Raw genomic sequence first — 24,473 nt, forward strand, 5'->3', positions numbered from 1 at the left:
CTGGTAGTGGTGTAGCAGTCCTTCGGTCTGGTTGAGGGGTCAGGCGGTCAGGGCGGGAAGGGCCTGGGGGCTCGCCTCACTCTCGGGGACGCTGCTGGGGGCGAGGGTGAGGCGGCAGCGGTTGAGGACGTCGAGGCCGAGGTAGCGGCGTCCCTCGGCCCATTCGTCTGTCTGCTCGGCCAGGACCGCGCCGACGAGGCGGACGATCGCGTCGCGGTTGGGAAAGATGCCTACGGAATCGGTGCGGCGGCGGATCTCCTTGTTCAACCGCTCGGTGGGGTTGTTCGACCAGATCTGCACCCACACGCCCTTGGGAAACGTCGTGAACGCCAGCAGGTCCGCTCGGGCTGCATCGAGGTGCTCGGCCACCGCCGGGAGCTTCTCACTGACGTAGTCCAGCAGCCGGTCGAACTGGCCTGGACGGCCGCTGCGTCGGGCTGGTCATAGACGCTGTGGAGCATCGCCTTGACCGCTGGCCACATGATCTTGGGGCAGATGCTCATCAGATTCACGGCATAGTGGGTGCGGCACCGCTGCCAGGACGCGCCAGGCAGGTGCGCGGCGATCGCCTCGACCAGTCCCGCATGCGCATCGGAGGTCACCAGACGCACCCCGCCCAGACCCCGGGCGACGAGGTCGGCGAAGAAGCTGTTCCACGCCGCACCGGTCTCGGACGTGGCCACGCGCATGCCGAGGACTCCCCGGTGCCCGTCCCCGTTGACGCCGGTGGCCAGCAGCACGACCGCGTTGATCACGCGTCCGCCCTCGCGGACCTTCATCGTCAGTGCGTCGGCGGCGACGAACGTGAAAGGGCCCGCCTGGTCCAGGAGGCGGTGACGGAACTGCTCGACGTGCTCGTCCAACGACTCCGCCACCCTGCTGAACTGCGACTTCGACAGGCTGTTGATGCCGAGGGTCTTGACTAGTTTGTCCATGCGGCGGGTGGAGACGCCGGCGAGGTAGCAGTCGGCGACCACGGTGATCAGAGCGGACTCGGCACCCTTGCGCCGCTCGAGCAGCCACTCGGGGAGGTAAGTGCCGGTGCGGAGCTTGGGGATGGCGACGTCGATGGTGCCCACGCGGGTATCGAGGTCGCGGTGGCGGTAGCCGTTGCGCTGGGCGACGCGGTCGCTGCTGGGCCGCCCGTACTCCGCGCCGGCGACCTGGTCGGCATCCGCGGACAGCAGCTCGTTGATGATCTTCTGCAGCAGGGTCCGCATCAGATCGGGGGACGCTTCGGCCAGGGCTTCGCCGAGGAGGCTCTGAGGGTCGACAGTATGAGGAGCGGTCATCGTGGTGACTCCGATCGAGAGTGCTGTTAGAGGTTCACTCGAAGGATCACACGGTGGCCGCGTCCTCGTCCGGGACGATCACGGGGCCACCGCGCTACACCACTATGCGGGGCCCAAATGCGGACGAGCCAGTAGCGTCGTTCCTGTTCTTGCCCTCGTTGCTGCACCTCAACGAGCCTGATGCACCAAGCAGCACTTGTCGCGGAAACTGCTCGAGACAGCTCGAGCGTCAGACACTTGTGCGACAATCGGTCCATGCAAATGAAGCGACTCGAGTTTGGTGACAGCCTCAGCGGCTTGCTTATCGACGGCGTCGATGGAACCCCCTACGTTGGGGCCACCATTCTGATGACGCAGGAGCGAGGGATAACGGTCGAAGTCCCCTACCTGCCTGATCCGAGCATCGAGCAGTTCAACCACGTCCTCACGTGGTTCCGGGATCAATCGCCGCCATCTAACATGCTCTTCGCCACCCGAGATGGGACCATTTCGCTCTTTGACGTCGTGTGGAGTGGGCAAACTGAGACGTGGGACGGAAGTCGAACATCTGTTGGCACCCTACGGCCGACGGTCACAGCATTCGGTGTGCGTCCTGGCCCGCTCGAACCCCCGCTGGTCATAGAGGAACTTCGTAGCCGACTGGATGGCTTGAATGAGTGGTCGAGGCTGTCGTGTGTAGAGCAGAAGAACGGTCTCAATGAGGCCAACAAGGTCCGCTCTGTCGAAATGCACATCCAGCAAAACGATGGACTGACATGGCGACAGGGCGAGGTGACAATGGCCATCCGAGCAGGATGGCGGTACTCGACCAGCGAGGACGGCTACAACCGCCTCATTTCCCTGCAGGACAATGCATTTATTGAGAGTTCTTCCGACTCGGGTCAAATGCCCTTCTTGGACCATCTCATCGAGCAGCGCAAGGTCGCAAACCTGATGGTCTTTTTGTTCGGCCTCCCACTGTCTTTCCGGGAACACAACCTGCGCGATGAACTCTTCGCGACAAGCACAAGTAAGCGCCCGGAGATCGAAGTTGTAAGCAGTTACAGCTACCGAGAGCGCCGCAATGAGGTCCCCACCCCGAAGAAGCTCGGGCGCCCCCTTGCACACATGGCCCAGATTGGGTCCGAGGGACTCGAAGCCTGGTCGGAGAACTACGAGACCTGGAAGCGATTCATCTTGCCTAGCGCCGGCGCTCTGGGAAATCCTGCGAGCTTTCTTGAGGATATCATCGTCTCGACGTCGATGAGCATCGAGGCCGCCGGTGTAATTATCGGGGAGCGACCAGGAGAGCGAGAAACATGGAGCAGGGCCCGAAATCCGAAGCCGACTACGGCTACCTACGCCTTCCGTTGCCTTGACGTGCTCGACGCTCATTGGCCGGATCCCATTGCTGACCGGGTCAGCCTCGCTCGGGCCGTAGCCAACAACTACAACGACGTGAAGCACTTCGATCGCGGCGACTTCCCCCAGCACGACGAGTCTCATGTGGTGAGCGAGGTAAATCAGATGATCGTTCGTCTCCTCGCTATCTGCCTGACGGGCAAGGAGAAAGAACTCCTCACCCCCTACCGACGAGACGGCGGCTTCCACGAGATTCAGCAGATGCTGGACGCATACACACTCTCCCTGGATAAAGGCGGGAAGTGGAAGCGCGCCTCTGACAAGCAACTCTGAATTGCCCTACTTACGGGCCCAGCACTTGGCCTTGGCCTCGGCCATGGACCCGGCCTCGAGGAGCTGGTCGAAGGAGACGATCTCCGCCTTGATGAAGCCGCGCTCGAAGTCGGTGTGGATGACACCGGCGGCCTGCGGGGCAGTCGCGCCCTTGGGGATGGTCCAGGCGCGGGACTCCTTGGGGCCGGCGGTGAGATAGGTCTGCAGGCCCAAGGTGTCGAACCCGACGCGGGCCAGCTTGTCCAGGCCCGGCTCGTCCTGGCCGGTGGACTCGAGCATCTCCTTGGCCTCCTCCGCGTCGAGCTCGATCAGCTCGGACTCGAACTTGGCGTCCAGGAAGATCACCTCGGCCAGGGCAACGGCCTCCCGCAGCTGCTGCTGCATGGCGGTATCGGTCAGGCCGTCTCACATTGCTCCACTCCAGTCCGGTTAAGCCCCTATCGAGCATGCGGATCGACAAGCAAAGCTTTCGTCTCCCGCTGAGTGAGCTTCGCCCGCCGCTCAGCTTGCGTTAGCGCTTCGCGGAGCTCGCCGACACTTTCGATGGGCAAGTCCCAGCGCTCCTGATCGAGCACCCGTCCAATTCTTTCGTCGAACCGACGCACCGAACCGAGGGCCGCCTTTGCTTCGTATGTTGCTTGAAAATGTCGAGAAAAGAACTCTTCCCGAGACCGCTTTTCGATTGGAGCCATGTCGTCCGCAGATATTCCTGGATACCCCAGTCCGAGAGGGCCAGTACGGGTCGCGACCCAGCGCTCCAAAGCCGCACGCGCCTCTCTTAGAAGTCGACGATCTTCACGTCGCTCCGCGACCCAACCTCCAGTAAGTTGCGTAAGGTATCCGCCGAGCAAAGCTCCGGCGAGTGCCGACACGGGTACTACAAGGCTTATCCAGTCCATGCACCGATCATATCGGCCCGAACGCTTCTCACGCCATCGAGTGATCCACCGCCTGCCACCCAGTCGAGCTCGCTGAACATCTATCGATGAAGTCACCCAGGCTAGACCGGCGGACGAGTGAATCTATACGTTGAAGCGGAACTCCACCACATCCCCATCAGCCATGACGTACTCCTTGCCCTCCATGCGGACCCAGCCCTTGGCCTTGGCCTCGGCCATGGAGCCGGCCTCGAGGAGCTGGTCGAAGGAGACGATCTCCGCCTTGATGAAGCCGCGCTCGAAGTCGGTGTGGATGACGCCGGCGGCCTGCGGGGCGGTCGCGCCCTTGGGGATGGTCCAGGCGCGGGACTCCTTGGGGCCGGCGGTGAGGTAGGTCTGCAGGCCCAGGGTGTCGAAGCCGACGCGGGCCAGCTTGTCTAGGCCCGGCTCATCCTGCCCGGTGGACTCGAGCATCTCCTTGGCCTCCTCCGCGTCGAGCTCGATCAGCTCGGACTCGAACTTGGCGTCCAGGAAGATCGCCTCGGCCGGGGCCACGGCCTCGCGCAGCTGCTGCTGCATGGCCTCGTCGGCGAGACCGTCCTCATCGGTGTTGAACACGTAGATGAAGGGCTTGGCGGTCATGAGGTGCAGCTCGCGCAGCTCCTCGACGTCGATGCCCGCGGCCTTCGCCCCCTGGAACAGGGTCTTCCCGGTCTCGAGCAGAGCGGTCGCGGCGTCCATCGCCTGCAGGACCGAAGCCTCCATGGTCTTGCGCTTGACCTCCTTCTCGACGCGGGGCCGCGCGTTCTCGAGGGTCTGGAGGTCGGCGAGGATCAGCTCGGTGGCGATGGTGTCCATGTCCCCGGCCGGCGTCTCGCTGCCGGCCACGCGCATGACGTCGGGATCGGAGAAGGCGCGGGTGACCTGGCAGATCGCATCGGCCTCGCGGATGTTGGCGAGGAACTTGTTGCCCAGGCCCTCGCCCTCGCTCGCGCCCTTGACGATGCCGGCGATGTCGACGAACGACACGGTCGCGGGCACCAGCTTCTCGCTGCCGAACACGCCGGCGAGCTGCGCGAGACGCGGGTCCGGCAGCGGCACGACGCCGACGTTGGGGTCGATGGTCGCGAACGGATAGTTCGCGGCGAGGACCTCGGCGCGGGTCAGGGCGTTGAAGAGGGTGGACTTGCCGACGTTGGGCAGTCCGACGATTCCGATAGTAAGAGCCACGGGACCCGATTCTACGGGCCCGCCCGGCTCCCGTCCCTCCGTTGCGGGGAGGCTCTGCGCACGTTCGCCTCCCTCACCTCCGCTCGTCTGTCGGGGCCCCGTGGTGTGCTGGTCACATGGACCCCACGCTCGCCCTCCTGATCGGTCTCCTCGTCGGCCTCGCCCTCGGCGTGACGGGCGCCGCGCTCGTGCAGCGCCACCGTCCGGCGGCCGCCGGTGACGAGCCCCGTGCTGCGGACCAGCTCCTGGATCTGGCCGATGAGCGCTTCGCCCGCGACGCCGCCCGCCGTGATGCGGCCGATGCCGCCCGCGAGGCGGATCTGCAGCGAACGCTCTCCCCCATCGTCGAGTCGCTCGGCCAGCTCGAGCGCTCCCTGCATCGCACCGAGCACGCGCGGGTCACCGCGGATGGCGCTCTGCAGCAGCATCTGCAGGACCTCGCACGTCGCGCGGCGGAGCTGGGGCAGGGCACGAGCGCGCTCACCGCGGCGCTGCGCGCCCCCACCTCCCGCGGCAGATGGGGCGAGGTACAGCTGCGGCGCATCGTGGAGGCGGCAGGCATGATCGAGCACGTCGACTTCACCGAGCAGCTCGCGGGCCAGCGCGCCTCCGGCGACGCCGCCCAGCGCCCGGACCTCGTGGTCCACCTGTCCGGGGACCGGCATGTGGTGGTCGATGCGAAGGCGCCGATGGACGCCTACCTCGATGCCGTCGAGGAGACCGACCCCCGGCGTGCGGCCTCCCGCCGGCAGGCCCACGCGAAGGCGCTGCGCCACCACGTGGACGTGCTGGGGAAGAAGGCGTACTGGGCCGGGCTCGGCGACACCCCCGAATTCACGGTCCTGTTCGTTCCCAGCGACGGGGTGCTCGCCGCGGCCCTCGAATCCGATCCGGGCCTGCTCGAGCACGCCTTCAGCCGGGACGTCGTCGTCGCCTCCCCGGCCACGCTCGTCGCGCTGCTGCGCACGGTCGCGCACACCTGGCGCACCGACGCCCTGAACCGGGACGCCCGCGCCGTCCTCGACACCGGGCGGGAGCTCCACCACCGGCTGGGCACGATGACCTCGCACCTCAGCAAGCTGGGCCGCTCGCTCGACGCATCCGTCGCCTCCTTCAACGACACCGTCGGCTCGCTGCAGTCCCGGGTCCTGGTCACCGCGCGTCGCTTCGAGCAGATGAAGCTGACGGCCGGGCGCATCGAGGACGTCGACCAGCTGACCCGGCGCTCCCGGACCCTGGACGAGGCGGAGATCGCGGACCTCGCACAGGGCACCCGCCCCACGTCCGGGCAGCAGTCCGAGCCGGATGCCCAGGCGGGATGATCGTGTCTCGCTCCGATCCCGGCCGCCAGGACGGCGCCCGCGACGAAGGCTCATCCTCCCCCGGTCCTCTTCGCCCACCCCGCGCCTGTCCGATGCTCCGCCTGTCCCCTCCCCGTGCCAGAGTGGAGCCATGACGCAGGAGACCCGCCCCCCGCTGGCCGCGACGGCCGCGCAGACGACCCCGGAGAATCCGTGGCCCCTGCGGCAGCTCTCCGTCAAGGTCGGCGAGTACGTCGCCCGCATGTCCCCGATCTGGGTCGAGGGCGAGATGGTCCAGCTGAACCGGCGCCCCGGCAGCGGCCTCGCCTTCATGACCCTGCGGGACGTCGAGGTCGACATGTCCTTCTCGGTGCCGATCCGCGAGCACGTGCTGCGCGCGCTCAACATCGACCTGGTCCCCGGCGCGCGCGTGGTCATCCACGCCAAGCCCACCTTCTGGACCAAGCGAGGCAGCCTCCAGCTCGAGGCCAATGAGATCCGTCCCGTAGGCCTCGGCGAGCTGCTGGCCCGCCTCGAGCACCTGAAGAAGGTCCTGCACGCCGAAGGCCTGTTCGACGCCTCCCGCAAGAAGCCCCTGCCGTTCCTGCCACGCCGCATCGGCCTGATCTGCGGACGCGCCTCCGCTGCGGAGCGGGACGTCGTCGTCAACGCCACCCGGCGCTGGCCTGCGGCCTCCTTCGAGATCCGGGAGGTCGCGGTGCAGGGCGACCGCGCGGTGCGGGAGGTCTCCGCGGCCCTGCGAGAGCTCGACGCCGTCAACGACATCGACGTCATCATCGTCTCCCGCGGCGGCGGCTCCCTCGAGGATCTCCTCCCCTTCTCCGACGAACAGCTCGTCCGCTTGGTCGCCGCGGCCTCCACACCGATCGTCTCCGCGATCGGCCACGAGGTCGACACCCCTCTGATCGACCTCGTCGCCGACGTCCGCGCCTCCACGCCGACGGACGCCGCCAAGCGCGTGGTCCCCGACATCCAAGCCGAGCACGATCAGCTCGCCCTGCAGCGCTCCCGGCTGCGCACCGCGATCCGCGGGCGGATCGAGCGGGAGCAGGAATGGCTCGACGCGACCCGCTCGCGGCCCGTCCTCGACCAGCCCGCGAGCATCCTCGTGGGCCGCCAGGACGAGGTCCGCGGCCGGATCGCGCTCGCGCGCACGATCATCGGCTCCCGGCTGGACCGGGCGCAGGACGAGGTCGCCCACTACACCCGCCAGGTCCGGGCGCTCAGCCCGCTGGCGACCCTCGAGCGCGGCTACGCCGTCGTCCAGGACGCGGACGGCGCCGTCATCCGCTCCCCCGAGCACACGGACGTCGGGCAGGCCCTGTCCGTCCGCGTCGCCGGCGGCAGGTTCGGGGTGCGCCGCACCACCGAGGACCCGTACACGCCGCCCGTCACCGACTCGAGCACCCCGCAGGAGGACGCATGAGCACCCGCCCCACCGACACCGCCACCCCCGAGCAGGATCCGCCGCTGCCCGAGGACATGGCCGCGCTCAGCTACGAAGGGGCACGCGACCAGCTGGTCGACGTGGTGCGTCGCCTCGAGTCGGGGCAGGGTGGGCTCGAGGAGTCGATCGCCCTCTGGGAGCGCGGGGAGCTGCTCGCCCGCCGCTGCCAGCAGTGGCTCGACGGCGCTCGCGAGCGCCTCGACGTGGCGATGGCCGCACGCGAGCAGGACGGCTGATCCCGGGCGCGGGTCCCCATCCCGCGCAGGCGGCTGGCCCTCCCGCCCAGGCGGGCCCGGGGCTCGAGTCCGGTGAGCTCGCCAAGGGCCAGCAGGTCGCATTCCGCACCTGCGGGCCCGGTGGTCAGGATCGGGCGGAGAGGATCGCGGCACGCGCCACGGTCTCGAGCTCGGCCGGATCGGTGTCCCCATGGACGAGAATCGCCCACTCCGGGGTCTCACAGCTGAGCGCCGACGTCCCGGCGGCCTCCGCGCCGCTGCCGCGCAGCTGCTGGCACGCCACCCCCTCGATGCTCAGCTCTCCCTCCACGACCGCCCCGGGCAGCACGGCGGACAACAGCGGCGCCTCGACCTGCTCGGTCTCTATCACGGTGACGAGCTTCCCGCTCGGCGAGCTGTACCGCAGCTCCCAGCGGGGCGAAGCGCCGTCGCTGAACTGTGCATACCGCGGCGTCCACTGCTCCCCGAGCTCGGGCTCGACCACCGGGAACGGCGCCAGCGCCGCGGCGCGCTCGGCGCTCTCGGCGACGTTCAGCTGCGAGGTCTCCGGGATGCTGCGGTCGGGATCGTTCCCGACCCCGAAGAACAGCAGCGCCAGCACCACGACGAAGCCCATGATCACGGCGAGCGCCCAGGCGATGTTGCGGACCGAGGTGTCCTTCTTCGTCATCCGCCCGTACGGCGACTTCGGCGCCGGCTGCTCCGACGGGACCCGCGCCCCCTGCTCGGCGGCGGGCGCATCGGCCGACTCGAGCGGCGCGGGACCCGGGGACGGGGAAGGCGAGGGCGTCGAGCTCATGACCCCATTGTCTCGCGCGTTCGCCCCGAGCCGCGAAAACTGGGATGATCGAGCGGTGACCGCGACATACCTCACCGTCGGCGAAGCCCTGACGGACATCGTGACCCGCGCCGACGGCGACAGCACCGAGTACCCGGGAGGTTCGCCGCTGAACGTGGCCGTCGCCCTGGGACGGCTCGGACACTCCTCCCACCTGCTGACCATGATCGGTCAGGATGCCCGCGGCGAGCAGATCCGCCGCCACGTCGAGGAGTCCCGGGTGCAGCTGACCGGGGGGAGCATCGGCCCCGAGCCGACCTCCACCGCCCTGGCCATGATCGACGCGGAGGGCACTGCCACGTACCAGTTCGACATCGCCTGGGCTCCGCGCGAGACCGGGCTGCCCGAGCATGTCGACGCCCTGCACACCTCGTCGATCGCCGCGGTCCTCTCCCCCGGTGCCGCGACCGTCGCCTCCGTGCTCGAGCGCTACCGCCCCACCGCGACCATCAGCTACGACCCCAACGCGCGCCCCTCCCTCATGGGATCGGCGGCCCAGACCCGTCCCGCGATCGAGGCGATCATCGCCCGCGCCGACGTCGTGAAGACCTCGGACGAGGACGTCGCCTGGCTGTACGGGACCGACGATGTCGAGGACGTCGTCGCCTCATGGCGCGAGCTGGGCCCCGCCATCACCGTCCTCACCCGCGGCGGCGAAGGCGCAGTCGGCTTCGCCGCGGCCGGGCGCATCGCCGTGGACCCCGTGAAGGTCGAGGTCGCCGACACCGTCGGCGCCGGGGACACCTTCTCCGCCGGTCTCCTCGACGCCCTCGGCACCGCCGGGCTGCTGGGCGCCGTCCAGAGGGAGGGCCTGCACGCGATCGGGGCCGAGCAGCTGCGCACGGTCCTCGCCCGCGCCGCCCGCCTCGCCGCCGTCACCGTCTCCCGCCCCGGCGCGAACCCGCCGTGGGCTCACGAGATCGACGGCGCCTGACCATCCCCCATCGGCCTCACGGCCCCGATCCCGCTGCACGGGCGCAGCGGACGCACACCCGAAGGACGCTGCCGCCGCGGCAGGGTCGGAGAGGAAGAGAATCCACATGACCGATACGAACCCCCAGGTCGAGTACCGCATCGAGCACGACACGATGGGCGAGGTGCGGGTCCCCGCGACCGCGCTGTACCGCGCCCAGACGCAGCGCGCCGTGGAGAACTTCCCGATCTCCGGGCAGGGCCTCGAGCCCGCCCACATCCATGCCCTCGCCGAGGTGAAGAAGGCCGCCGCCCGCGCCAACAAGGACCTGGGGGTGCTCGACGGCGCGATCGCCGACGCGATCGTCGCCGCCGCCGACGAGGTCATCTCCGGCGCCCACGACGCCCACTTCCCTGTGGACACGTACCAGACCGGCTCCGGCACCAGCTCGAACATGAACATGAACGAGGTCCTCGCGACGCTCGCGAGCAGCGCCTCCGGCCTCGAGGTCCATCCCAACGACCATGTGAACTGCTCGCAGTCCAGCAACGACGTGTTCCCGACCTCGGTGCACGTGGCCGTCACCGCAGGTGTGGTGCAGCAGCTGCTGCCGGCCCTGGACCACCTCGCCGTCTCCCTCGAGGCGAAGGCGGAGGCGTGGAAGGGCGTCGTGAAATCCGGGCGCACCCACCTCATGGACGCCACGCCCGTGACCCTCGGCCAGGAGTTCGGCGGCTACGCGGCCGCGATCCGCTACGGCATCGAGCGCGTCGAGGCGGCCCTGCCCCGCACCGCGGAGGTCCCCCAGGGCGGCACCGCCGTCGGCACCGGCATCAACACGCCGGCCGGCTTCCCGCAGAAGGTCATCGCGAACCTCGCCGAGCAGACGCAGCTGCCCCTGACCGAGGCCCGCAACCACTTCGAGGCGCAGTCCGCCCGCGACGGTCTGGTCGAGATGTCCGGGGCGCTGCGCACCATCGCCGTGTCCCTGACGAAGATCAACAACGACCTGCGCTGGATGGGCTCCGGTCCCAACACCGGCCTGGGCGAGATCGCGATCCCGGACCTGCAGCCCGGCTCCTCGATCATGCCCGGCAAGGTGAACCCCGTGATCCCCGAGGCCGTGCTCATGGTGTGCGCGCGGATCATCGGCAACGATGCGGCGATCGCCTGGGGCGGCGCGCAGGGCTCCTTCGAGCTCAACGTGCAGATCCCGCTGATGGGCACGAGCCTGCTCGAGTCGATCCGCCTGCTCGCCAACGCCTCCCGCGTGCTCGCGGACAAGACCGTCGACGGCCTCGTCGCCAACGAGGAGAAGGCCCGCTTCTACGCGGAGGCCTCCCCCTCGATCGTCACTCCGCTGAACAAGCTGATCGGCTACGAGTCCGCTGCGAAGATCGCCAAGCACGCGGTCGCCGAGCGCATCTCCGTGCGCGAGGCCGTGATCGCCCTCGGCTTCGTCGAGCGCGGCGAGCTCACCGAGGAGCAGCTCGACGCGGCCCTGGACGTCCTCTCCATGACGGCGCCGAAGGCCTGAGCCCGGGGCTCGACGGGACGCATCCGCGCACGCGATCGCCGTCTGCGATCACGTGCGCAGATGCGTCCCGAGCCCTCGGACCACGCGGAGCACTGCGGTTCTCCGCACCTGGTCGGGTGGCCAGCAGGAGTGGATCACGCCGTCCGCGCCTCTAGCGTCGATGCCATGACACCGACACCCCTGCCCCTGGACACCGTCGCTGCCTGGGCGGTCGACCTCATGGAGACCCTCGGCGCGCCGGGCGCCGGCATCGCCATCGCCCTGGAGAACCTCTTCCCGCCCCTGCCCAGCGAGATCATCCTTCCCCTCGCGGGCTTCACCGCCAGCCGCGGTGGCTTCAGCCTGCTCGAGGCGCTCGTATGGACCACCGTCGGATCCGTGCTCGGGGCGCTCGCCCTGTACGGGCTCGGCGTCTGGTTCGGAGCAGAGCGTCTCAAGCGCATCGCCGACCGGCTTCCCCTCGTCCGTGTCTCTGACGTCGAACGTGCCGAGGCGTGGTTCGCCCGCCACGGAGGAAAGGCGGTTCTGCTGGGACGGATGGTCCCGCTGTTCCGCAGTCTCATCTCTGTCCCGGCGGGTGTGCAGAGGATGTCTCTGATGCGGTTCACGGTGCTCACCACGATCGGCAGCGGGATCTGGAACACCGTGTTCGTGCTGGCCGGCTACGGACTCGGCGAGAACTGGCATCTGGTCGAGCAGTACGCTGACATCCTGCAGAAGCTGGTCATCCTGGTCTGCACGACCGCTCTCGCCGGGTTCCTCGCGATCCGGATCCGCCAGGGCCTGCGGGCGCGAGCTGCACGATGAGCACCCCGACCACGAGGAGGCCCGGGCCTGTCATGACAGCACCGCACCTCGCACGCCAGACGCTGCGCTGCGCCGTCGAGGCCGTGGCGGTCGCCGCCCTGGTCCCCCTCCTGGTCGTCGCACTGCTGGCTCTTCCGGTCAGCGGCAGTCCCGCCCGTCTCGCGGTCGCTGCTGTCGACCGCCTCCATACCGGGGCCGATGGACCGGGCGCAGGGCCGTCGCGCCCGCTGCGGAGCCCCGCCGTGTTCCTCACGGTCCAGCTCGCGATCGGCATCCTCGCCGCAGCGATCTGGGTGCTGATCGCCCTGGGCCTCGTCACCTGCGCGAGCATGGTGATCGGCGCCGCCACCGGCGGTCCCGTCGCGGTGTTCGACGCCCCGGCCGGCGCCGTGACCTGGACATCCGTCCTCTGGCTCGGCCCTCCCGGGCTGGTGCTCCTGTTCCTCGCGATGTCCGGCCTCGTCGGGACCTGCTGGCTGTCCCGTCGGGCGCGCGCCGCTCTCTCCCGGCCTCGGGCCGATGATCTGGAGCGCCAGGTGCGTTCTCTGTCCACCACGTTGGACGACGTCGTCGCGGCGGTGGACGACGAACGGCGGCGTATCGAGCGCGATCTCCACGACGGCGTCCAGCAGCGGGTCGTCGCCCTCTCCCTTCTCCTGGCCCGAGCCGATCGCACCGAGCCCGGCTCGGAACGCGATGCCCTGCAGACCCGGGCCCGGGACGAGGTCCAGGCGATCCTCGATGATCTGCGAGAGGTGTCCTGGCGCCTGCATCCGGCGATGCTCGCCCGCGACGGCCTCGACGCCGCCCTCGAGGCGCTGCGCGACCGCACCACGCTCCCGACGGCCCTGCACCTCGACCCGCGGCCCGGCTCCCTCCCGGGCACCGTCACGGGTCCTCGCTCCCCGCTCCGCGCTGACCTCGCCACGGAGACAGCCGCCTTCTATGTGGCGAGCGAAGCCGTCTCCAATGCGCTCAAGCATTCCGGGGCGACACGCCTGGAGATCCGGCTGACCCGCGATCCAGGCACGCTGGGCATCCAGGTCCTCGATGACGGCCGAGGCGGCGCGGATCCGGGCGGGCAGGGCCTGAGCGGAATCCGCTCCCGCGTCGCGGCGCGCGGTGGGACCATACACGTGACCAGCCCGGACGGAGGCCCGACGATCGTGGAGGCACGCTTCCCATGCGCATAGTGCTCGCCGAGGACTCCCTCCTGCTGCGTGAAGGGATCGCCCAGCTCCTCACCCTCGAGGACCACGAGATCGTCGAGGGCACCTCGAACGCGACCGAGCTGCTGCACGCCGTCGCCCGGCACGCCCCGGATCTCGCGATCATCGACGTGCGCATGCCTCCGGACTTCGTGGACGAGGGGGTGCACGCGGCCCTGCGGATCCGCCGCGATCACCCCGGGACCGCCGTGCTGCTGCTGTCCCAGGTGGTCGAGCGCCGCTACGCCCGCGAGCTGCTGGACGGCTCCGGCGGCGTGGGGTACCTGCTCAAGGACCGGGTCTCCGACATCCGCCGCTTCCTCGACGCGATCGAGGCGGTCGCCGCCGGCGGCACCGCCTTCGACCCCGAGGTCATCCGCCAGCTCCTCGCCGCGGGGACCGGCCCCGATCCCCGGCTCGCGGCGCTCACGGACCGCGAGCGGGACGTTCTCGCGCATCTGGCACAGGGGCTGTCCAACGGCTCGATCGCCCAACGCCTCTACATCAGCCGCAGCGGCGTCGAGAAGCACATCAACACGATCTTCTCGAAGCTCTCGATCCCCGCCGGCGGGGAGGTCAATCGCCGCGTCCTCGCCGTGCTCCTGTACCTCGGCGCCGACCAGGCCTGACTCCGCCCAGGCACGCGGAGCCCCGACTCCGCACCGCGACGGATCCGGCCCCTCGCCCGGCCGTCAGCTCTGTGCGAGCTCCTCGAGATCGCGGACGGCGTAGCGATGGTGCTCCCATCCCTCGTTGAGGATCACGTGGAGGCAGGAGCGCACGCTGACCTCGCGCCGGGGGTCCCAGGGGCTGCGACGCGGTGCCTCGAGCACGTCCGCGGTCGCCTCGGCGAGGAAGGACCGGACCATCGTGAACTTCTCGTCGAGAACGGCGAGCACGGCGCCGATGTCGGGGATGCCCGGGGCGAACACGGACATGTCGTACCCGTCGGCCTCGTAGTCCGCATGCGGCTGGCCGATGGGGTGGAGGGCGTCCTCGCGGCGCAGGACGGCACGCCCCAGCCACGTGTCGATCGCCATGACGAGGTGGCGCAGCGTCTGGGAGAAGGACCATTCCCCGTCGACCTTGGCATCGACGCTCCCGTCCGGCATCGCCAGCGCCTGGTCGATCGTCCGCCGCCATGTGGCCTCGAGCGCGGTCCACGCCTCGCGCAGGCCCTCGGGGTCCTCGGCATGCCGCAGCGCACGCCCCGGCCAGCGACGATCGAGCTCCGCCTGCAGGTAGGGGACGACGTCCACGCCGTTGATCACGAGGGTGGCGCCCTCGTCCTCCAGCAGCCAGGGAGAGTCGATCTCCGTGCCGGTCACGTCCGCTCCTCGCATCGTGGCGCCGGCGAGGTTCGTGCGCACCAGCCGTGCCCCGGAGAGATCGACGTCGATGAGCACGGCGCGTCGCAGGTCCTGGGGACCGTCGTAGATGACCATGCGCGGAAGCATGCCACGGGGGTCCCCCGCAGGAAAGGCCCGGCAGCGCGGTGACAGCGGGCGGCTGCCGGAGCAGCGGGGCCCGGACGCGCCGATCCGCGCGACGCATCCGCTCCCCTCACTCCCAGCGGAAGGAGCGCACCGCGACGGCGAGCGCGAGCACCGTCCAGGCCAGGCACACCAGCAGGTCCAGCCAGTCTCCCTGTCCACCGGCCATCGCGGTGTTCAGCAGCTCCGCGGAGGCGCCGCCGGGGGTGAGATCCGTGAGGGTCCGCGCCCAGTCGGGCATCACGGCCCTCGGGATCCATAAGCCGGCGCTGAACCACATGAGGATCGCGACGACGTTCCCTGCCCCGGACAGCACGCGCACGTTCGGGATGACCGCGCACAGCACGGCACCGATCGCCAGGAAGGTGATGCTCATCAGAACGATCGTCCCCGCCAGCAGCACCGGGTGCGCAGGCGCGCGGCCGCCGGCGAGAAGCGTGACCGCGAGGACCGCGCAGGGCATCGCCAGTGCCAGCACCGCATGGACGACCAGGCTCGCCGCGAGCACCGTCGCGGGTGGGACAGGGGTGGTCCGCAGCCGTCGGAGGAATCCGGACTCCCGATGCGTGCCGATCGTCTGCGGCATCGACATCACGCAGATCACGGTCACCGACACCATGATGATCGGGGCCGTGAACGCCTCGATCACGCTCAGCCCGCCGAATGCTTCACGAGGCGCCCGGGCACCGGGGATGAGCGCCATGACGATGATCGCCAGCAGGGGCAGGCCGATCGCGAAGATCAGCGCGGCCGGCGAACGGCGGAGCTGACGGGTCTCGGCACGGACGAGGGCGCCGAGCGCGCTGGTGGTCATGAGATCTCCTCCCTGGGGATGCCCGCGTCCGCCCGCTCCGGGCCGGTGGTCAGCTGGTGGTAGGCGTCTTCGAGGCTGGGTCGCTCGACGCTCACGGATCGGGCCCGCACGCCCATCCGATCCAGCATCGCGAGCACGGCCTGCGGGCTGGCGTCGCCGCCCTCGACGACGAGGCCGCCGCCCTCGCGCGCCACCCGGCGCACGTCCTCGCAGGTCTCGAGACGTCCCAGCATGCTCGCATCGACGTCCGCCTGGAAACGGATCCTCTGGGCCCCGCCCCGGCTGACGATCTCCTGCGGAGCTGCATCGGCGATGATCCGCCCGTCCTGGAGGATGACCATGCGGTCGCAGAGCCGCTGCGCCTCCTCCATCGAATGCGTGACCAGCAGCATCGTCATGCCCTCGGCGCGACGCCTCTCCAGCTGCGCCCAGATGCGTCGTCGCGCCGTCGGGTCCAGCCCCGTGGTCAGCTCGTCGAGGATCGCGATCCGCGGGCGGCCGACGAGTGCGAGCGACACCGACAGCCGCTGCTGCTGCCCGCCGGACAGCTTCCCGAACGCCTGCTTCGCCTGGTCTGCGAGATCGAACTCCTCCAGCAGCTGGTCCGGCGGAAGCGGGTCGGGGTAGAAGGAGGCGAACAGCTCGAGCACCTCGCGGGCGCGGAGCATCGGAGGGACGCGGATCTGCTGGAGCTGGATCCCGAGGTCGAGTCGCAGCTGCCGGGTCGGTCGGGCCGGATCGACACCGGCGACGGCGACGGCTCCGCCGTCGCGGTCCCGCACCCCGCCGAGACACTCGACCAGCGTGGTCTTCCCGGCACCGTTGGGACCGGCGATGCCGAGGATCGTCCCGGCCTCGACGTCCAGATCGATGCCGCGCAGGACGGGGCGGTCCCCGTAGCTCTTGGTCAGCCCGTGTGCGGTGATCAACGACATGTCTGGATCCTTCCGTCCCGCGGCGCGGCGCGGACCGTCCCATCGGCGGGATGCGGGTCCCCCGATCGGTGGACCCGCTCCGGTCCGCGTTCGCGCTGCCCTCCGGCGCGAGCACGACGGCCGCCGTCCCTACGGTGGCAGGCGACGGCGATGCTCGCCCCGGCGCAGGATCCTCAGCAGCATCAGCTCCGTCTGCGGCCAGCGGAGGGACACCTGCTCCCAGGTCAGGCGCGTGACGTGGTACCCGAGCGAGCGCAGGTACAGATCCCGGTCCCGATCCTCGTCATACCGGCGACGAGGCCGCGCGGCCTCGATGCCCATCTGTCCTCGGTGCACCGCCGATTCGAGGAGCACCGCGGCCTGCACGGGAGGGAGACACCGCGCCGCATGGACCAGCACCATCTCGAGTGCGGGGACGGGATCGTGATCCGGCCGGGAACGCATGGCCGGGAGGTGGAGGACGAGATCCTGCGCCGGGCCGATGGGAGCCGGAGCTCCCTCGCGCCGCCGGATGCGGGCGAGCCGGTCCGCGCACGGCCCTCTAGGGCAGCGGCTCGTCCAGCACGCGGGTGACGAGCTCGGCGATCCTCGAGCGCTCGGAGCGCTGGAGGGTGATGTGGGCGAAGAGCTCATAGGACTTCAGCGCCTCCACGACGGAGGCGATCCCGTCGTAGCGGCCGATCCGCAGGTTGTCCCGCTGGGCGACGTCATGGGTGAGGACGACCCGCGAGTTCTGACCGATCCGCGACAGCATGGTCAGCAGGACGTTGCGCTCGAGGGACTGCGCCTCGTCGACGATGACGAAGGCGTCGTGGAGCGAGCGGCCGCGGATGTGCGTGAGCGGGAGGACCTCGAGCATCCCGCGCGAGATGACCTCGTCGATCACGTTCTGGGAGACCATCGAGCCGAGCGTGTCGAACACGGCCTGGCCCCACGGCCCCATCTTCTCCTGCTGGTCACCGGGCAGGTAGCCGAGCTCCTGGCCCCCCACGGCGTACAGCGGACGGAACACCATGATGCGTCGCTGGGTGCGGCGCTCGAGCACGGCCTCGAGCCCCATGCACAGGGCGAGGGCGCTCTTGCCGGTGCCGGCCCGGCCGCCCAGGGAGACGATGCCGATCGCGTCGTCCAGCAGCAGGTCGATCGCGATGCGCTGCTCGGCGGAGCGCCCGGCTACCCCGAAGACGGTCTGGTCGCCGGGGACCAGTCGCACCGTTCCGTCCCGGGTCACGCGTCCGAGTGCCGATCCGCGGGGGCTCGTGACCGTGATGCCGGTATGGACGGGCTGATGCGCGACCTCCGGGATCGCGACCTCCTGGCCGTCGTAGAGGGCGCTCATGGCCTCGTCGTCGAGCGCGGCGGTCACCAGCCCCGTGTACCCGCGGTCGCGGGCGAGCTCGGCACGGTACTCCTCGGCGTGGATGCCGGAGGCGGAGGCCTTGATCCGCATCGGCAGGTCCTTGGAGACGAGCACGACGTTCCGGCCTTCGAGCTGCAGGTTCTTGGCCACGGCGAGGATGCGCGTGTCGTTGTCCCCCAGGCGGAAGCCGTCCGGCAGGGCGGCGGCGGAGCCGTGGTTGAGCTCCACGTGGATGTGCCCGCCCGCGGTGCCGATCGGGAGCGGCACCGACAGGTTCCCGTGACGCTCCCGCAGGTCGTCGAGGATGCGCAGGGCCTGCCGCGCGAAGTAGCCGAGGTCGGGATGCTGGCGCTTGGCCTCGAGCTCGGTGACCACGACGATCGGCAGGACGATGTCATGCTCGGCGAAGCGGGTCAGGGACAGCGGGTCCGACAGCAGCACCGAGGTGTCCAGCACGTGGGTGATCGGCCCTGCGGCGAGGTCCGGGAGCACGGCCTGCGCGGAGCCTGCGGCCAGGGACGGCACGACGGGCGCCTCCTGCGAGGACCCGGTGCCGGCACCCTCCGGGGTGCTGCGGTCGGTGGTGGTCTCGTCCATGGGAGCCTCCGGTTCTCGCGCTGTTGACTGGACCCTAGCGCGACCGGCGGGTGATCCCGGCCACGTCCGGGGGCGGGTCGGGCGCGTTCATCGGATCGTCACCGCGCGTTCCGCGGCGCGCGCGAGCTCAGGCACCGAAGCGGCGCTCGCGCTTGCAGAAGTCGCGGATCGCGCGGAGGAAGTCGACGTGGCGGAACCCGGGCCAGTAGGTCTCGCAGAACCAGAACTCGGAGTGCACCGACTGCCACATGAGGAAGCCGGACAGGCGTTGCTCGCCGGAGGTGCGGATGATGAGGTCCGGGTCGGGCTGGCCGCGCGTGTAGAGGTGCTCGCCGATGGCCTCGGTCGTGATCCGCTCGGCGATCGCATCGGGCTCGAGCCCCTGGGCCCCCAGCTCGCGCACGAGCTCCTGCACGGCGACGACGATCTCCTCGCGGCCGCCGTAGCCGATGGCGAGGTTGACGGCGAGCTCGCGGGTGACCCGTCCCCGCTCCTGGCGGCACCGGATCTGCTCGCGGACCTCCTCGGGGAGGACGTCGGCGTTGCCGGTGAGGCGGACCTCGTAGCCGGCGTCGACGAGCTCGCCGAGGGTGTCGGTGATGATGCCGAACAGCGCCTCGAGCTCCTCGGCGGGGCGGCGCAGGTTGTCATGGGAGAGCATCCACACGGTGACCAGCGGGATCGACAGCTCCTCGCACCAGGTGAGGAACTCGGTGATCTTCGCGGCCCCCTGCCGATGGCCCTCCTCGGTGCTCGCCCCGGACGCCTTGGCCCAGCGCCGGTTGCCGTCGACGATCACGCCGAGATGCTGGGGCAGCGGGAGGGTGGACAGCTCGCGGGCGAGACGTCGCTCGTAGACGCGGTAGAGCACTCCGTCGTCCGCCATGCGCGCCTCCCGAGGGCTCGTTCCCGTGCTGGTCATGCCTTCGCCTCCCGGTGGCCCGCCGCGGTCGCGGCGGCATCCGCTCCGGGCGGCCCTTCCATTATCGGGCACGAGGACCTGCCTGGGGGACGCGCGGGCCCCTCGGGCGGGATCCACACCGGATCATCACAGGTCGCGGTCGCGTAAGTTACGGGAACGTAGGTTACGCTTCCGTCATGAGCACAGCGCCAGCCTCCGCGGCCGCCCCGACGCCCTCGCCGATGCCGCGCGGCATCGGCGCCGCCCTGCCCCTGGCCAAGCCCCGGCTGCGCGGGATGATCCACCTCATCGCCTTCCCCTCCGCGCTCCTGGCCGGGCTGACGCTCGTCGCCCTCGGGGAGACGCTCGCCGCACGGCTGGCCTGCATGGTCTTCATCGCGACCGCCGGGCTGCTGTTCGGGATCAGCGCGACCTACCATCGCGGCACCTGGCGTCCCGAGCACGCGCTCATGCTGCGCCGCTTCGACCACGCCAACATCTTCCTGATCATCGCCGGCACCTACACCCCGATCGCGGTCGCGAACCTGCAGCCCCGCAGCGCCCTGACCCTGCTGATCATCGCCTGGTCGGGGGCGGCGATCGGCGTGCTGTTCCGACTCTTCTGGACCGGCGCGCCGCGCTGGCTGTACGTCCCCGCCTATGTCGCGCTCGGCTGGGTCGCGATCTTCTACATGCCGCAGATCGTCGCCGGCGGCGGCTGGGCCGTCGCCTGGCTGATCATCGCCGGCGGTCTCTGCTACACGCTGGGCGCGCTCGTCTACGGCTTCAAGCGCCCGGACCCCTCCCCCACCTGGTTCGGCTTCCACGAGATCTTCCACGCCTTCACCGTCGCAGGCTTCACCTGCCACTTCATCGCCGTGGCCCTCGCCGTGATCTGACCCGCGAGGACCGCGCCCCGAGGAGCGCGGCGGCCCGGGGCCGATCAGGCTCGCGGATCCTCCGGAGAGCGGGAGCCGGGACCGGCGTCCGAGTCGCCCTCGTCCGACACCACGGCATCGGCATCGGCATCGGCATCGGCATCGGCATCGGCATCGGCATCATGCTCGCCGCTGCCTGCGAGCTCCTGCTCCTCGGCCTCGAGGCGGTGACGCTCCGCGACACGCTCCTGCGCCTGCAGCCGCCGGATCCGACGGGTCATGTCCACGGCCAGGCCCACCAGGGCGGCGGCCAGCAGGAACATCGCGATGAACCCCGGCAGGCCCGGCGAGACCGTGGCCGGGCTGAAATCCGTGCCGTCCGACGGCCCTGCGAGGACGACCTCGAAGGCGATGCTGCTCAGATCCGTCACGATGCTCCCTGCGTCCGATGGTTCCGTCGTCTGTGGTGATGCGTTCCCCGCACCGCGCGGGCGGTGCCGCTCAGCGGATGCCCGCGAACAGGTCGTGCTCGGGCAGGGTCACGGGCACGCGCGAGCTGTGCAGCTCGTAGTCGTCCGTGGGCCAGGCCGCGCGCAGGATCTCGTTGTCGATGGAGAAGAACAGCCCCTCCGGGTCGACCTGGGTCGCGTGCGCGCGCAGCGCCTCGTCCCGCAGCTCCATGTAGTCGGAGACGTCGATGAACGAGGTCAGCGCCCGGTCGCGGGTCTCGTCGAAGCGCAGGAGCATCTGCTCGATGTCCTCGCTGGGCTGGTGGTGCGCCCGCAGGTGCCGCGCGACCGCGGCGAACTTCTGCCTCGAGAACCCGTTGATGTAGTAGACCTTCAGCACCTGCCAGGGCTCGCCCAGCTCGGGGGCGAACTCCGGGTCCGCCGCGAGCTCGTACGCCGCCAGCGAGACCCGGTGGGTCTGGATGTGGTCGGGGTGCGGGTAGCCGCCGTTCTCGTCGTACGTGGTCAGCACGTGCGGCCGCAGCCGGCGCAGCGCCTCCACCAGAGGCCGTGCGGCCTCGCGCACCGGAATCGTGGCGAAGGAGCCCTCGGGCAGCGCCGGCAGCGGATCCCCCTCCGGCAGACCCGAGTCGACGAAACCGAGCCACTCATGGTCCACGCCCAGGATCTCCTGGGCCCGGGCCATCTCGCGGCGGCGCACGGCGGGGAGATCCGCGAGCGCCTCGGGGTCCTCGAGCATGCGCGGGTTGAGGATGTCGCCGCGCTCCCCTCCGGTGCAGGTGATGACGGTGACCTGCACGCCCTCGCGCACGTAGCGCGCCATCGTCGCGGCACCCTTGCTCGACTCGTCGTCGGGATGCGCGTGGACCGCGACCATGCGCAGGTCGTGGACGGCAGGAGTCACAGGCTGGGTCACGGCGCACCTTCCGGGGGACAGCGGAGACGGCCGCCGTCCGGCGGCCGCGAGCGAAAGCGTACCCCGCAGCGCTGGGCGACGGCCCGACGCCGAGCACACCCGGCCCGGGCTCCCCGCTCCTGCCCGGGACCGTGGACCGTGGACCGTGGACCGTGGACCGTGGACCGTGGACCGTGGACCGTGGACCGCATGCTCTCAGCGGATGCGCCGATCCCCCTGAGACACTGGGAGCATGAACGACGTCCCCGAGCACCTCCGCTCCCGGTACGGCGGGCCCCTCATCGCCCCGCGCACCGCCCGCATCCTGCTGATCATCGGCGGCGCCGTGTTCGCGGCGGTCGTCGTCGCCGTCGGGCTGCGCTTCGCGGATCAGCCCGTCCGGGTGGAGACGACGTCCTACAGCCACGTGGACGACGGACACATCTCCGTGCAGTTCCTGGTCACGAAGGCACCGGACACGGCCGTGACCTGCACGGTCCAGGCGCTCAACGAGGGGCGGGCGCAGGTCGGCTTCGTCGAGGTCGAGATCCCCGCGTCCCCGGACCGGCAGGTCTCGCACACGGTCACGATCGCCACGCAGGGTCCGGCCGTGAGCGGCGAGGCCCTGGGCTGCACGGAACGCTGACCGGGCGCCCCCGGCGGGGGATCAGACATCTGCGTGTAGGATGTCCGGATACCGGTCACACGACCGGTACTTCTTTTACCCGCACACGGGGCGCATGCGCACATGTGCCCCGTGTCCTGTGTCGGGGACGCCCTCCCCGGCGTCCCCGCACCCGATGAACCGAGGAGTGACACCATGAGCAGCCAGCCGAATGGCGCCTGGCTCACCCAGGACGCCTACGACCGCCTCTCGCAGGAGCTCGCCCATCTGGAGGGACCGGGCCGCTCCGAGATCACCGAGCGCATCGCCGCGGCTCGTGACGAGGGCGATCTCAAGGAGAACGGCGGCTACCACGCCGCGCGCGAGGAGCAGGGCAAGATGGAGGCTCGCATCAACGAGCTGAAGGTGCTGCTCAAGACCGCGGTCGTCGGCGCCTCCCCCGAGGACGACGGCGTCGTCGAACCGGGCATGGTCGTGACCATCTCGATGGCCGGCCGGGAGCGGACCTTCCTGCTGGGCAACCGCGAGATCGCCGCCGACGGCGAGGAGCTCGAGGTCTACTCCTCCGAGTCGCCGCTGGGCGCCGCGATCCACGGCTCCTCCGTCGGGCAGACCATCGACTACACGGCTCCCAACGGGAAGTCCTTGAAGATCGAGATCCTCAAGGCCACGCCGTACCGGAGCTGAACCCGCGGCCCGGTTCCGGGCCCGCAGGACGGACGAAGGGTCCCGCACCTGGTGCGGGACCCTTCTCCATGCCCGGGACCTCGCCCGCGGACCGGGGACGTCCTCAGCGTCGCGCGATCCGGCGGGCGGACCGGGCCGCGGCCACCGTCCGCTCGATCGCGAGGAAATGCTCCTGGGTCGCGGTGTCCGCGCCCAGATCCGGGGACGGGTCCCGGCCGGTGAGGTACAGCAGGGTGGCGTTGACGAAGGCGAGCAGCGGGATCGAGAACAGGGCGCCGGGGATCCCGGCGACGGTCGCGCCCGCGGCGACGCCCAGCAGCACCGCGACCGGGTGCAGGGACACCGCCTTGCCCATGAGGAAGGGCTGCAGGACGTTGCCCTCGATCTGCTGCACGGCCAGGACGATCACGAGCATGATGATCGCGAACACCCAGCTCTTGAGCACCAGCACCAGCAGCACCGCGATCGCCCCGGAGACGATCGCGCCCACCAGCGGGATGAAGGAGAACAGGAACACGAGCAGCCAGATCGGCACCGCGTAGGACCCCAGGCCCAGCGCGATCATGCCGATCGCGATGCCGGTCGCGTCCACGCCGGCGACCAGGATCTGGGTGCGCACGTACGCCGACAGGGCCTTCCATCCCCGCCGCACCGCCTCATGGGTGGGCACACGCGCGCCCGGGGGCAGCAGCCCCACCGCCCAGCGCCACATCTCCGATCCGCCCGCGAGCATGAAGAACAGGGTGAACAGGGCGATCACGAGGCCGGTGACGAGGTTGCCGACGACCCCGACGGTCGACACGGCGCCGCTCAGCAGCGTGGTGGCGTTCTCCTGGAGCTTCTCGACCAGCTCGTCGAGCGCCGTCGTCAGCATCGGGGCGTCGATGTTGAAGGTCGTCGTCGCCCAGTCCGTCACGGTCTGGAAGCCGGTGACCGCCTTGTCCTGGATGTCCGCCCACTGGGTGATCAGCTGCCGCCCGGCGAGGGTGAACATCCCGATCACCACGACGATCAGGCCGATCAGCGCGACCCCGCTGGCCGCCGCGCGGCCCAGGAACGTGTAGCGCGTGAGCAGGCGCACGAGCGGGGTCAGCATCGCGGCGAGCAGCACGGCCACGAGCACCGCGAGGATCAGGCTGCTCACGTAGGAGGCCGCCTTGATGAGGACCACGAGCGCGGCGACGATGACGAGGATCCGCCAGGACCAGGCGGAGAGGCGCCGGACCCCGATGGGGATCTCCTCGACCTCCGGGGGCAGCGACGCGGGTCGTCCACGGTCACGGGGTTTGATCATCGGAGCTCCTCACAGGGGCCGGATCGGGAGTTTCGGCCGGGTGTCACGGGGTGCACTCTAGTCGGGCCGGGCCGTCCGCGTCAGTCCCGCAGGCGCCGTCCGGGCAGGTCCTCGACCAAAGTCGGCGATCGTCACCGCCTCC

23 protein-coding genes and 2 pseudogenes are annotated in these 24,473 nt (G+C 70.2%); 12 read left to right on the plus strand and 13 right to left on the minus strand.

From position 1 onward, the window contains the following. Nucleotides 1-39: 39 nt before the first annotated feature. Nucleotides 40-1,292, minus strand: a pseudogene (locus ACFFF6_RS03510) (IS256 family transposase). 255 nt (nucleotides 1,293-1,547) lie between these two features. On the opposite strand from ACFFF6_RS03510, the gene ACFFF6_RS03515 reads away from it, so the two are divergent. Further along, a complete protein-coding gene (locus tag ACFFF6_RS03515; protein ID WP_376978263.1) occupies nucleotides 1,548-2,966 on the plus strand; it encodes an ApeA N-terminal domain 1-containing protein in 1,419 nt (472 codons plus the stop codon). Between the two features lie 6 nt (nucleotides 2,967-2,972). Here ACFFF6_RS03515 and ACFFF6_RS03520 read toward each other — a convergent pair. Beyond that, nucleotides 2,973-3,368 (minus strand): annotated as a pseudogene (locus ACFFF6_RS03520) (DUF933 domain-containing protein); the annotation flags it as partial. 620 nt (nucleotides 3,369-3,988) lie between these two features. After that, nucleotides 3,989-5,074: a redox-regulated ATPase YchF gene (gene ychF, locus ACFFF6_RS03525; protein ID WP_376978265.1), complete on the minus strand. Its 1,086-nt coding sequence runs from the start codon at nucleotides 5,072-5,074 to the stop codon at nucleotides 3,989-3,991. 116 nt (nucleotides 5,075-5,190) lie between these two features. Between ychF and ACFFF6_RS03530 the strand changes: the two genes are divergently transcribed. The 3 genes from ACFFF6_RS03530 (at nucleotide 5,191) to ACFFF6_RS03540 (ending at nucleotide 8,079) form a co-directional block, all read left to right on the plus strand. Beyond that, nucleotides 5,191-6,396: a DNA recombination protein RmuC gene (locus ACFFF6_RS03530; protein ID WP_376978267.1), complete on the plus strand. Its 1,206-nt coding sequence runs from the start codon at nucleotides 5,191-5,193 to the stop codon at nucleotides 6,394-6,396. Nucleotides 6,397-6,526: 130 nt separating this feature from the next. Beyond that, entirely contained in the window at nucleotides 6,527-7,822 is a 1,296-nt protein-coding gene (gene xseA, locus ACFFF6_RS03535) for an exodeoxyribonuclease VII large subunit (protein ID WP_376978268.1), read from the plus strand. Further along, on the plus strand, nucleotides 7,819-8,079 hold the full coding sequence (locus ACFFF6_RS03540) for an exodeoxyribonuclease VII small subunit (protein WP_376978270.1): 261 nt from the start codon (nucleotides 7,819-7,821) through the stop codon (nucleotides 8,077-8,079). Before xseA ends, ACFFF6_RS03540 begins: the two co-directional genes overlap by 4 nt. A 124-nt stretch (nucleotides 8,080-8,203) precedes the next feature. Here ACFFF6_RS03540 and ACFFF6_RS03545 read toward each other — a convergent pair whose 3' ends face one another. Beyond that, nucleotides 8,204-8,878 (minus strand): DUF4245 family protein, encoded by a 675-nt coding sequence (locus ACFFF6_RS03545; RefSeq protein ID WP_376978272.1) that lies wholly within the window; start codon nucleotides 8,876-8,878, stop codon nucleotides 8,204-8,206. 55 nt (nucleotides 8,879-8,933) lie between these two features. Here ACFFF6_RS03545 and ACFFF6_RS03550 point away from each other — a divergent pair, with 55 nt between their 5' ends. From ACFFF6_RS03550 to ACFFF6_RS03570, 5 genes are all read left to right on the plus strand, one after another. Further along, nucleotides 8,934-9,851, plus strand: a complete 918-nt coding sequence (locus ACFFF6_RS03550) for a carbohydrate kinase family protein (protein ID WP_376978274.1) — start codon at nucleotides 8,934-8,936, stop codon at nucleotides 9,849-9,851. Between the two features lie 106 nt (nucleotides 9,852-9,957). Further along, entirely contained in the window at nucleotides 9,958-11,367 is a 1,410-nt protein-coding gene (locus ACFFF6_RS03555) for a class II fumarate hydratase (RefSeq protein WP_376978276.1), read from the plus strand. Nucleotides 11,368-11,532: 165 nt separating this feature from the next. Continuing rightward, nucleotides 11,533-12,174, plus strand: coding sequence for a DedA family protein (locus ACFFF6_RS03560; protein WP_376978277.1), 642 nt, complete (start codon nucleotides 11,533-11,535; stop codon nucleotides 12,172-12,174). Between the two features lie 32 nt (nucleotides 12,175-12,206). Next, the gene (locus ACFFF6_RS03565) at nucleotides 12,207-13,367 is read left to right on the plus strand and encodes a sensor histidine kinase (RefSeq protein WP_376978278.1); all 1,161 of its coding nucleotides are present in this window, start codon (nucleotides 12,207-12,209) and stop codon (nucleotides 13,365-13,367) included. Beyond that, nucleotides 13,358-14,011 (plus strand): response regulator transcription factor, encoded by a 654-nt coding sequence (locus ACFFF6_RS03570; protein ID WP_376978280.1) that lies wholly within the window; start codon nucleotides 13,358-13,360, stop codon nucleotides 14,009-14,011. The genes ACFFF6_RS03565 and ACFFF6_RS03570 overlap by 10 nt, the downstream gene beginning before the upstream one ends. Nucleotides 14,012-14,074: 63 nt before the next feature. On the opposite strand, the gene ACFFF6_RS03575 is transcribed toward ACFFF6_RS03570, so the two are convergent. The 6 genes from ACFFF6_RS03575 to ACFFF6_RS03600 all read right to left on the minus strand — a co-directional run bounded on the left by ACFFF6_RS03575 (nucleotide 14,075) and on the right by ACFFF6_RS03600 (nucleotide 19,503). After that, nucleotides 14,075-14,827: a DinB family protein gene (locus tag ACFFF6_RS03575; protein WP_376978282.1), complete on the minus strand. Its 753-nt coding sequence runs from the start codon at nucleotides 14,825-14,827 to the stop codon at nucleotides 14,075-14,077. Nucleotides 14,828-14,945: 118 nt separating this feature from the next. Beyond that, complete coding sequence (locus ACFFF6_RS03580; RefSeq protein ID WP_376978283.1) at nucleotides 14,946-15,689, minus strand: ABC transporter permease; 744 nt, start codon at nucleotides 15,687-15,689, stop codon at nucleotides 14,946-14,948. Beyond that, nucleotides 15,686-16,624: an ABC transporter ATP-binding protein gene (locus tag ACFFF6_RS03585; RefSeq protein ID WP_376978284.1), complete on the minus strand. Its 939-nt coding sequence runs from the start codon at nucleotides 16,622-16,624 to the stop codon at nucleotides 15,686-15,688. The genes ACFFF6_RS03580 and ACFFF6_RS03585 overlap by 4 nt, the downstream gene beginning before the upstream one ends. A 129-nt stretch (nucleotides 16,625-16,753) precedes the next feature. Next, nucleotides 16,754-17,068 (minus strand): hypothetical protein, encoded by a 315-nt coding sequence (locus tag ACFFF6_RS03590; RefSeq protein ID WP_376978286.1) that lies wholly within the window; start codon nucleotides 17,066-17,068, stop codon nucleotides 16,754-16,756. A 97-nt stretch (nucleotides 17,069-17,165) separates the two neighbouring features. Continuing rightward, on the minus strand, nucleotides 17,166-18,581 hold the full coding sequence (gene phoH2, locus ACFFF6_RS03595; protein ID WP_376978288.1) for an RNA 5'-3' helicase PhoH2: 1,416 nt from the start codon (nucleotides 18,579-18,581) through the stop codon (nucleotides 17,166-17,168). A gap of 127 nt (nucleotides 18,582-18,708) precedes the next feature. Further along, nucleotides 18,709-19,503, minus strand: coding sequence for an isoprenyl transferase (locus ACFFF6_RS03600; protein ID WP_446680628.1), 795 nt, complete (start codon nucleotides 19,501-19,503; stop codon nucleotides 18,709-18,711). Between the two features lie 221 nt (nucleotides 19,504-19,724). On the opposite strand from ACFFF6_RS03600, the gene trhA reads away from it, so the two are divergent. Beyond that, nucleotides 19,725-20,381: a PAQR family membrane homeostasis protein TrhA gene (trhA, locus tag ACFFF6_RS03605; RefSeq protein WP_376978424.1), complete on the plus strand. Its 657-nt coding sequence runs from the start codon at nucleotides 19,725-19,727 to the stop codon at nucleotides 20,379-20,381. Between the two features lie 44 nt (nucleotides 20,382-20,425). On the opposite strand, the gene ACFFF6_RS03610 is transcribed toward trhA, so the two are convergent. Then, nucleotides 20,426-20,791 (minus strand): hypothetical protein, encoded by a 366-nt coding sequence (locus ACFFF6_RS03610; protein WP_376978289.1) that lies wholly within the window; start codon nucleotides 20,789-20,791, stop codon nucleotides 20,426-20,428. A 70-nt stretch (nucleotides 20,792-20,861) separates the two neighbouring features. Beyond that, nucleotides 20,862-21,746, minus strand: coding sequence for a mycothiol conjugate amidase Mca (gene mca, locus ACFFF6_RS03615; RefSeq protein ID WP_376978291.1), 885 nt, complete (start codon nucleotides 21,744-21,746; stop codon nucleotides 20,862-20,864). 232 nt (nucleotides 21,747-21,978) lie between these two features. On the opposite strand from mca, the gene ACFFF6_RS03620 reads away from it, so the two are divergent. Beyond that, nucleotides 21,979-22,371, plus strand: coding sequence for a DUF4307 domain-containing protein (locus tag ACFFF6_RS03620; protein ID WP_376978293.1), 393 nt, complete (start codon nucleotides 21,979-21,981; stop codon nucleotides 22,369-22,371). A gap of 174 nt (nucleotides 22,372-22,545) precedes the next feature. Then, on the plus strand, nucleotides 22,546-23,037 hold the full coding sequence (greA, locus tag ACFFF6_RS03625; RefSeq protein ID WP_376978294.1) for a transcription elongation factor GreA: 492 nt from the start codon (nucleotides 22,546-22,548) through the stop codon (nucleotides 23,035-23,037). A gap of 103 nt (nucleotides 23,038-23,140) precedes the next feature. Here greA and ACFFF6_RS03630 read toward each other — a convergent pair whose 3' ends face one another. Continuing rightward, nucleotides 23,141-24,331, minus strand: a complete 1,191-nt coding sequence (locus ACFFF6_RS03630) for an AI-2E family transporter (RefSeq protein WP_376978296.1) — start codon at nucleotides 24,329-24,331, stop codon at nucleotides 23,141-23,143. Between the last annotated feature and the right edge of the window lie 142 nt (nucleotides 24,332-24,473).

It is taken from the genome of Brachybacterium hainanense, assembly GCF_042434575.1.
In the GTDB taxonomy this organism is placed as follows: Bacteria; Actinomycetota; Actinomycetes; order Actinomycetales; family Dermabacteraceae; genus Brachybacterium; species Brachybacterium hainanense.

What these genes read in the sequence shown, in the direction of transcription:
- ACFFF6_RS03545 (WP_376978272.1), bottom strand. Translation starts at nt 8,878, where the DNA reads ATGAGCTCGACGCCCTCGCCTTCCCCGTCCCCGGGTCCCGCGCCGCTC.
- ACFFF6_RS03565 (WP_376978278.1), top strand. Translation starts at nt 12,207, where the DNA reads ATGACAGCACCGCACCTCGCACGCCAGACGCTGCGCTGCGCCGTCGAG.
- ACFFF6_RS03620 (WP_376978293.1), top strand. Translation starts at nt 21,979, where the DNA reads ATGAACGACGTCCCCGAGCACCTCCGCTCCCGGTACGGCGGGCCCCTC.
- ACFFF6_RS03570 (WP_376978280.1), top strand. Translation starts at nt 13,358, where the DNA reads ATGCGCATAGTGCTCGCCGAGGACTCCCTCCTGCTGCGTGAAGGGATC.
- ACFFF6_RS03590 (WP_376978286.1), bottom strand. Translation starts at nt 17,068, where the DNA reads ATGCGTTCCCGGCCGGATCACGATCCCGTCCCCGCACTCGAGATGGTG.
- ACFFF6_RS03585 (WP_376978284.1), bottom strand. Translation starts at nt 16,624, where the DNA reads ATGTCGTTGATCACCGCACACGGGCTGACCAAGAGCTACGGGGACCGC.
- ACFFF6_RS03530 (WP_376978267.1), top strand. Translation starts at nt 5,191, where the DNA reads ATGGACCCCACGCTCGCCCTCCTGATCGGTCTCCTCGTCGGCCTCGCC.
- ACFFF6_RS03555 (WP_376978276.1), top strand. Translation starts at nt 9,958, where the DNA reads ATGACCGATACGAACCCCCAGGTCGAGTACCGCATCGAGCACGACACG.
- ACFFF6_RS03560 (WP_376978277.1), top strand. Translation starts at nt 11,533, where the DNA reads ATGACACCGACACCCCTGCCCCTGGACACCGTCGCTGCCTGGGCGGTC.
- ACFFF6_RS03630 (WP_376978296.1), bottom strand. Translation starts at nt 24,331, where the DNA reads ATGATCAAACCCCGTGACCGTGGACGACCCGCGTCGCTGCCCCCGGAG.
- phoH2 (WP_376978288.1), bottom strand. Translation starts at nt 18,581, where the DNA reads ATGGACGAGACCACCACCGACCGCAGCACCCCGGAGGGTGCCGGCACC.
- ACFFF6_RS03580 (WP_376978283.1), bottom strand. Translation starts at nt 15,689, where the DNA reads ATGACCACCAGCGCGCTCGGCGCCCTCGTCCGTGCCGAGACCCGTCAG.
- greA (WP_376978294.1), top strand. Translation starts at nt 22,546, where the DNA reads ATGAGCAGCCAGCCGAATGGCGCCTGGCTCACCCAGGACGCCTACGAC.
- ACFFF6_RS03575 (WP_376978282.1), bottom strand. Translation starts at nt 14,827, where the DNA reads ATGGTCATCTACGACGGTCCCCAGGACCTGCGACGCGCCGTGCTCATC.
- trhA (WP_376978424.1), top strand. Translation starts at nt 19,725, where the DNA reads ATGCCGCGCGGCATCGGCGCCGCCCTGCCCCTGGCCAAGCCCCGGCTG.
- ACFFF6_RS03600 (WP_446680628.1), bottom strand. Translation starts at nt 19,503, where the DNA reads ATGACCAGCACGGGAACGAGCCCTCGGGAGGCGCGCATGGCGGACGAC.
- ACFFF6_RS03515 (WP_376978263.1), top strand. Translation starts at nt 1,548, where the DNA reads ATGCAAATGAAGCGACTCGAGTTTGGTGACAGCCTCAGCGGCTTGCTT.
- xseA (WP_376978268.1), top strand. Translation starts at nt 6,527, where the DNA reads ATGACGCAGGAGACCCGCCCCCCGCTGGCCGCGACGGCCGCGCAGACG.
- ACFFF6_RS03540 (WP_376978270.1), top strand. Translation starts at nt 7,819, where the DNA reads ATGAGCACCCGCCCCACCGACACCGCCACCCCCGAGCAGGATCCGCCG.